At 68.3% G+C, this 4,762-nt stretch carries 4 protein-coding genes; all 4 read right to left on the bottom strand.

What is annotated here, in order from left to right; all coding sequences use genetic code 11:
- On the bottom strand, positions 1-939 hold a 939-nt coding region (locus M3149_RS22395), incomplete at its 3' end, for an MCP four helix bundle domain-containing protein (protein WP_251711574.1).
- A 39-nt stretch (positions 940-978) separates the two neighbouring features.
- Complete coding sequence (locus tag M3149_RS23110; protein WP_285887470.1) at positions 979-2,538, bottom strand: methyl-accepting chemotaxis protein; 1,560 nt, start codon at positions 2,536-2,538, stop codon at positions 979-981.
- Between the two features lie 54 nt (positions 2,539-2,592).
- The gene (locus M3149_RS22380) at positions 2,593-4,164 is read right to left on the bottom strand and encodes a methyl-accepting chemotaxis protein (protein WP_353056839.1); all 1,572 of its coding nucleotides are present in this window, start codon (positions 4,162-4,164) and stop codon (positions 2,593-2,595) included.
- Positions 4,165-4,256: 92 nt separating this feature from the next.
- Positions 4,257-4,762, bottom strand: a 506-nt coding sequence (locus tag M3149_RS22375; protein ID WP_251711573.1) for a methyl-accepting chemotaxis protein, incomplete at its 5' end; no start/stop codon positions are given.

Genomic DNA, 4,762 nt, shown 5'->3' with positions numbered 1-4,762 from the left:
GCGCGCCGCATCGGCGCTCTGGCGCACCGTGCTGGTGAGCTGCTCCATGCTCGCTGCGGTCTGCTGCAGGTTGCTGGCCGTCTGCTCCGTGCGCGCCGACAGGTCCTGGTTGCCGGTGGCGATTTCCACCGACGCGCTCTCGATGCCCGAGCTCGCCTGGCTCACGTCGCTCACCAGGGCGCGCATGGACGTCTGCATGGCCGCCAGCGATCCGATCAGGCTCTGCGGATGGTGACTCACGGGCACGGCCCCCGCGAGGTCACCCTCGGCCATGCGGCGCACCGCGGCGCGCGCGGCCGCCGGGTCGCCACCGATTTCGCGGCACACGGTGCGGTAGAGCAAGACGCCGAGCGCCACCGCGACACCGCCAGCCAGCAGGGCCAGGCCGAGCGAAAGCGCCCGTGCCCGATCGGCCGCGCGGTTGACGTCGGCGTGGGTTTGCGATGACAGCTCGCGCGAGGCCTTGCCCAACGACAGCAGTTCACCACGCAGCTTGCGCCAGGCGGGCGTTTCTTCGGCGTTGAGCATGGCCACGGCGGCGGTGGCGTCGGTCTTGACCAGGGCAAGCACCTTGTCCTGTGCCTGCGCCTGGGCAGCGCGCTGCCCGGCCAGCGGCGCCAGTGCGGCCTCGCTGGCCGTGCCACGCGCCGCCGCCAGGGTGTCGCGGTGCGCGTCGTCGAACGCGGCGCGGGCTGCGTCGAGGTTCTTGTACGCCTGCGGGTTGTTCGGGTCGAGCACGATGTTACGCAGGGCCTGGCCCATCTGCAGACCCTGGGCGTACATCTCCTGCACGCCATTGGCCACCGCTTGCTCGGTGTTGATGTAGCGATCGAAGCTGGCCTGCGTTTGTGCCAGGGACCAGATGCTGGCGACCAGGCTGGCCACGAAGAGCGCGGCCGGCGCCACAAAGGAGAGCAGCAGGCGTTGGTTGAATTTCATGAGCGTGGGGTTGTTGTTGTTCTGGAAAACGGGGCACGCTCAGGCGTTCACGCGGAACACGTGCACCACTTCGGCGAGCCGGCCAGCCTGCTCGCGCAGGCTCTGCGCCGCGGCAGCGCTTTCTTCCACCAGTGCCGCGTTCTGCTGCGTCATCTGGTCCAGCTGGCCCACGGCCGCGTTCACCTGGCCGATGCCCTGCGACTGTTCTTGTGCGGCGGTGGTGATGTCGGCGATGAAGGTCGATATCTTCTGCGCGTTGTCCACGATCTCGCCGATGGTGCTGCCGGCCTGCGCCACGAGTTCGGTGCCGGTGTGCACCTTGTCCACGCTGGCGCCGATCAAGGCCTTGATCTCTTTGGCCGCCTCGGCGCTGCGCTGCGCGAGGTTGCGCACCTCACCCGCCACCACCGCAAAACCGCGGCCCTGTTCGCCCGCACGCGCGGCTTCCACCGCGGCGTTCAAAGCCAGGATGTTGGTCTGGAAAGCGATGCCATCGATCACGCCGATGATGTCGCCGATCTTCTGGCTGCTGGTCTGGATGTCCTGCATGGTGGCCACCACCTGGCCCACCACCCGGCCGCCGCGCGCGGCCACTTCGGCGTTGGCCGAGGCCATTTCGCTGGCCTGGCGCGCCGCGTCGGCGCTCTGGCGCACGGTGCTGCTGAGCTGGTCCATGCTGGCCGCCGTTTCCTGCAGACTGCTGGCCGCCTGCTCGGTGCGGCCCGACAGGTCCTGGTTGCCACTGGCGATCTGCGTGCTTGCGGTGCCGATGCTGTCGGTGCTGTTGCGCACCTCGCTCACGATGCGGTTGAGCGATGCCTGCATCGCGCCCAGCGAATGCATGAGGCGCGCCAGTTCGTCGCGGCCCGCATCGTCGACCTCACGCGTGAGGTCACCCTCGGCAATGGCGTCGGCCAGTTCGCGCGCGCGGTCCAGCGGACGGCAGATGCTCGTCATGTTGGCCAACGTGGTGGGCACGACGACGAGGGCTGCGATGGCCAGTGCCACACCAAACACCAGCAGGGTCTGCGTGTGGGCGGCCGTGCTCTCGGCTTGCAGCGCCTGGACCTCGTCGCCCAGCACCGCCTCCACGCGGGCCAGGCGCTCCACCATGGCGCTGAAGCGCTCATGGGCTCGCGCCAGCATGCGGTTGGCGATGGTGGCCGTCTCGTAGCCGCTGTCGGCCAGTTGGCGCGACACCGGCTCGACCGCCGCCGCATAGGCCTCCAGTTCCTTCTGCAGTTCGCGCACGATGGCGGTGCCCTCGTTTTCCTCGCCAGCCAGCAGGGCCTGCATTTGCGACATTGCCTGGGCGTGCGCGGTCTCCCACTTCGCCTTGGCCGCGGCCACCTGCTCGGGCTTTTCGTAGGCGATGACCATGTCCTTCTCGTGGCGCGTGATCTCACCGAACGCGGCCTTCAGTTGCGAGAGCGTCACCGTTTTCCGAAAGGCGTTTTCCGAGAACTCATGCGCCACGGCGGCCTGACGCGCCATGCCCCACAGGCCTGCGCCGCCCACCACGGCAAGCAGAACGAGCACGACGGCGATGGCCCCGACCATGCGGGTGCGAATGGTGAACTGGCGCATGAAGGTTTGCATGTCGGTCCTCGCTGGATGTTGTCTGTGGGTTGTTCGAATCTGTTGCTGCCGGCCTCAGGCCTGGCCGGTGCGAAACACCTGCACCACCTCGGCCAGCCGGCTGGCCTGATCCTTCAGGCTCTGCGCCGCTGCAGCGCTTTCTTCCACCAGCGCCGCGTTCTGCTGCGTCATCTGGTCGAGCTGGCTCACCGCCGTGTTCACCTGCCCGATGCCGTCGCTCTGTTCGCCCGCAGCCGCGGTGATCTCGCCGATGATGTCCGTCACCCGCTGCACCGAGCCCACGATCTCGCTCATCGTCTGGCCCGCATCGGCCACCAGCTTGCTGCCGGTCTCCACCTTCTCAACGCTCGCACCGATCAGGCCCTTGATCTCCTTGGCCGCTTGCGCGCTGCGCTGCGCCAGGTTGCGCACTTCACCGGCGACCACCGCGAAGCCGCGGCCCTGTTCGCCGGCACGCGCGGCTTCCACCGCCGCGTTCAGGGCCAGGATGTTGGTCTGGAAGGCGATGCCGTCGATGACGCCGATGATGTCGTTGATCTTCTTGGACGAGGTGTTGATCTCGTCCATGGTGGTGACCACCTGCGAGACCACCGAGCCGCCGCGCTGGGCGATCTCGGCGGCGCTGGCAGCGAGCTGGTTGGCCTGGCGCGCCGCATCGGCGCTCTGGCGCACCGTGCTGGTGAGCTGCTCCATGCTCGCTGCGGTCTGCTGCAGATTGCTGGCCGTCTGCTCCGTACGTGCCGACAGGTCCTGGTTGCCGGTGGCAATCTCCACCGACGCGGTGTTGATGCTGTCGGTCGCCTGGCGGACCTGGGTGACCGTGCTTCGCAGCGAATTCACCATCGTCTGCAGCGCGTGCAGCAGGCTGCCCCGTGCAGGTTCGCCCAGGTCGACGCCCAGGTTGCCGGCGGACACTTCGTTCATGGCCTGCATGGCGCGCGCCGGATCACCACCGAGCTGCGTCAGAACGCTGCGGATGACGAGCCAGCCCACGGCGCCCACGGCACCCACCGCCAGGACGGCGATGATCAGCGTGCGCAACAGCGCGTCTTGCACCAGCGCGGCGATGTCGTCCATGTACAGACCCGAGCCCACGATCCAGCCCCAGGGCTGGAAGTGCATCACGTACTGCGTCTTGGGCACAGGCACCTGCGTGCCGGGCCGCGGGAAGTCGGTGTCCACGTAGGCACGACCATCGGTGCTGGCCTTGAGGCCGGCCACGATGTCCTTGAGCGTGTAGCGGCCCTTGCCGTCCTTGAGCACCTCGGTCTTGTTCTGGCCGGCCCACTCCAGACGGATCGGGTGCATCACGCTCACGCCGTCCATGCTCCAGATGTAGAAGTACTCGCTCTTGCCTTCGGGGCCACCGAAGCGAGCGTGTTTGAAAGCAGCGGCGGCAGCCGCCTTGGCATCGGCCTCGCTCATTTGGCCGGCTTGCGCGGCGGCGTGGTAACCGGCCACGATGCCGTACATCGATTCGACGGCGGACTTGAGCTCCTGCATGCGCGCCTCGTGAATGCGCTCGCGGGTCTGGAAAGCGGAGAGGGCGATCAGCAGCAGCAGACCACCGATGGCGACAGCCAGCAGGGTGGCCATCTTGCGTTGGAAGGACAGGGAACTCAGCACGGGATTCTCTTGGTCAGGGAAGGAACGTGAAGAACCCCGGGGTGCCGGATCGCGGCGCCCCGGGGCCGGGGTACGTCAGGGTCGGGCGGCGCTCAGAAGCTTTCCCACTCACCCTCGTCGCTGCCGCGGGTGGCGGTGGCCACCGGTTCGGCGCGGCGTGGCGCGGTGGAAGGCGCTGCCAAGGGCTTGGCGGGTTTGGCAGCGGCCGGGGCAGCCGCGGGTTTCGCAGGCGTGCTCACCTTGACGCTCGTCTGGGCAGGCGCGGCCCGGGCAACGGTGGTCGGCGTGACTGCGGATGCGGCGGCCGTCGCGGCGTCAAGCTTGAACACCTGCACCACGTCGGCCAGCCGGGTCGCCTGATCCTTCAGGCTCTGCGCCGCTGCAGCGCTTTCTTCCACCAGCGCCGCGTTCTGCTGCGTCATCTGGTCGAGCTGGCTCACCGCCGTGTTCACCTGCCCGATGCCGTCGCTCTGTTCGCCCGCCGCGGCCGTGATCTCGCCGATGATGTCCGTCACCCGCTGCACCGAGCCCACGATCTCGCTCATCGTCTGGCCCGCGTCGGCCACCAGCTTGCTGCCGGTCTCCACCTTCTCCACGC

The sequence above is a fragment of the Hydrogenophaga intermedia genome, from assembly GCF_023715105.1.
GTDB classification, from domain to species: Bacteria; Pseudomonadota; Gammaproteobacteria; order Burkholderiales; family Burkholderiaceae_C; genus Hydrogenophaga; species Hydrogenophaga intermedia_A.
Note: the sequence above shows the minus strand (reverse complement) of the source record. Positions and strands in the feature narration are given on the sequence as shown.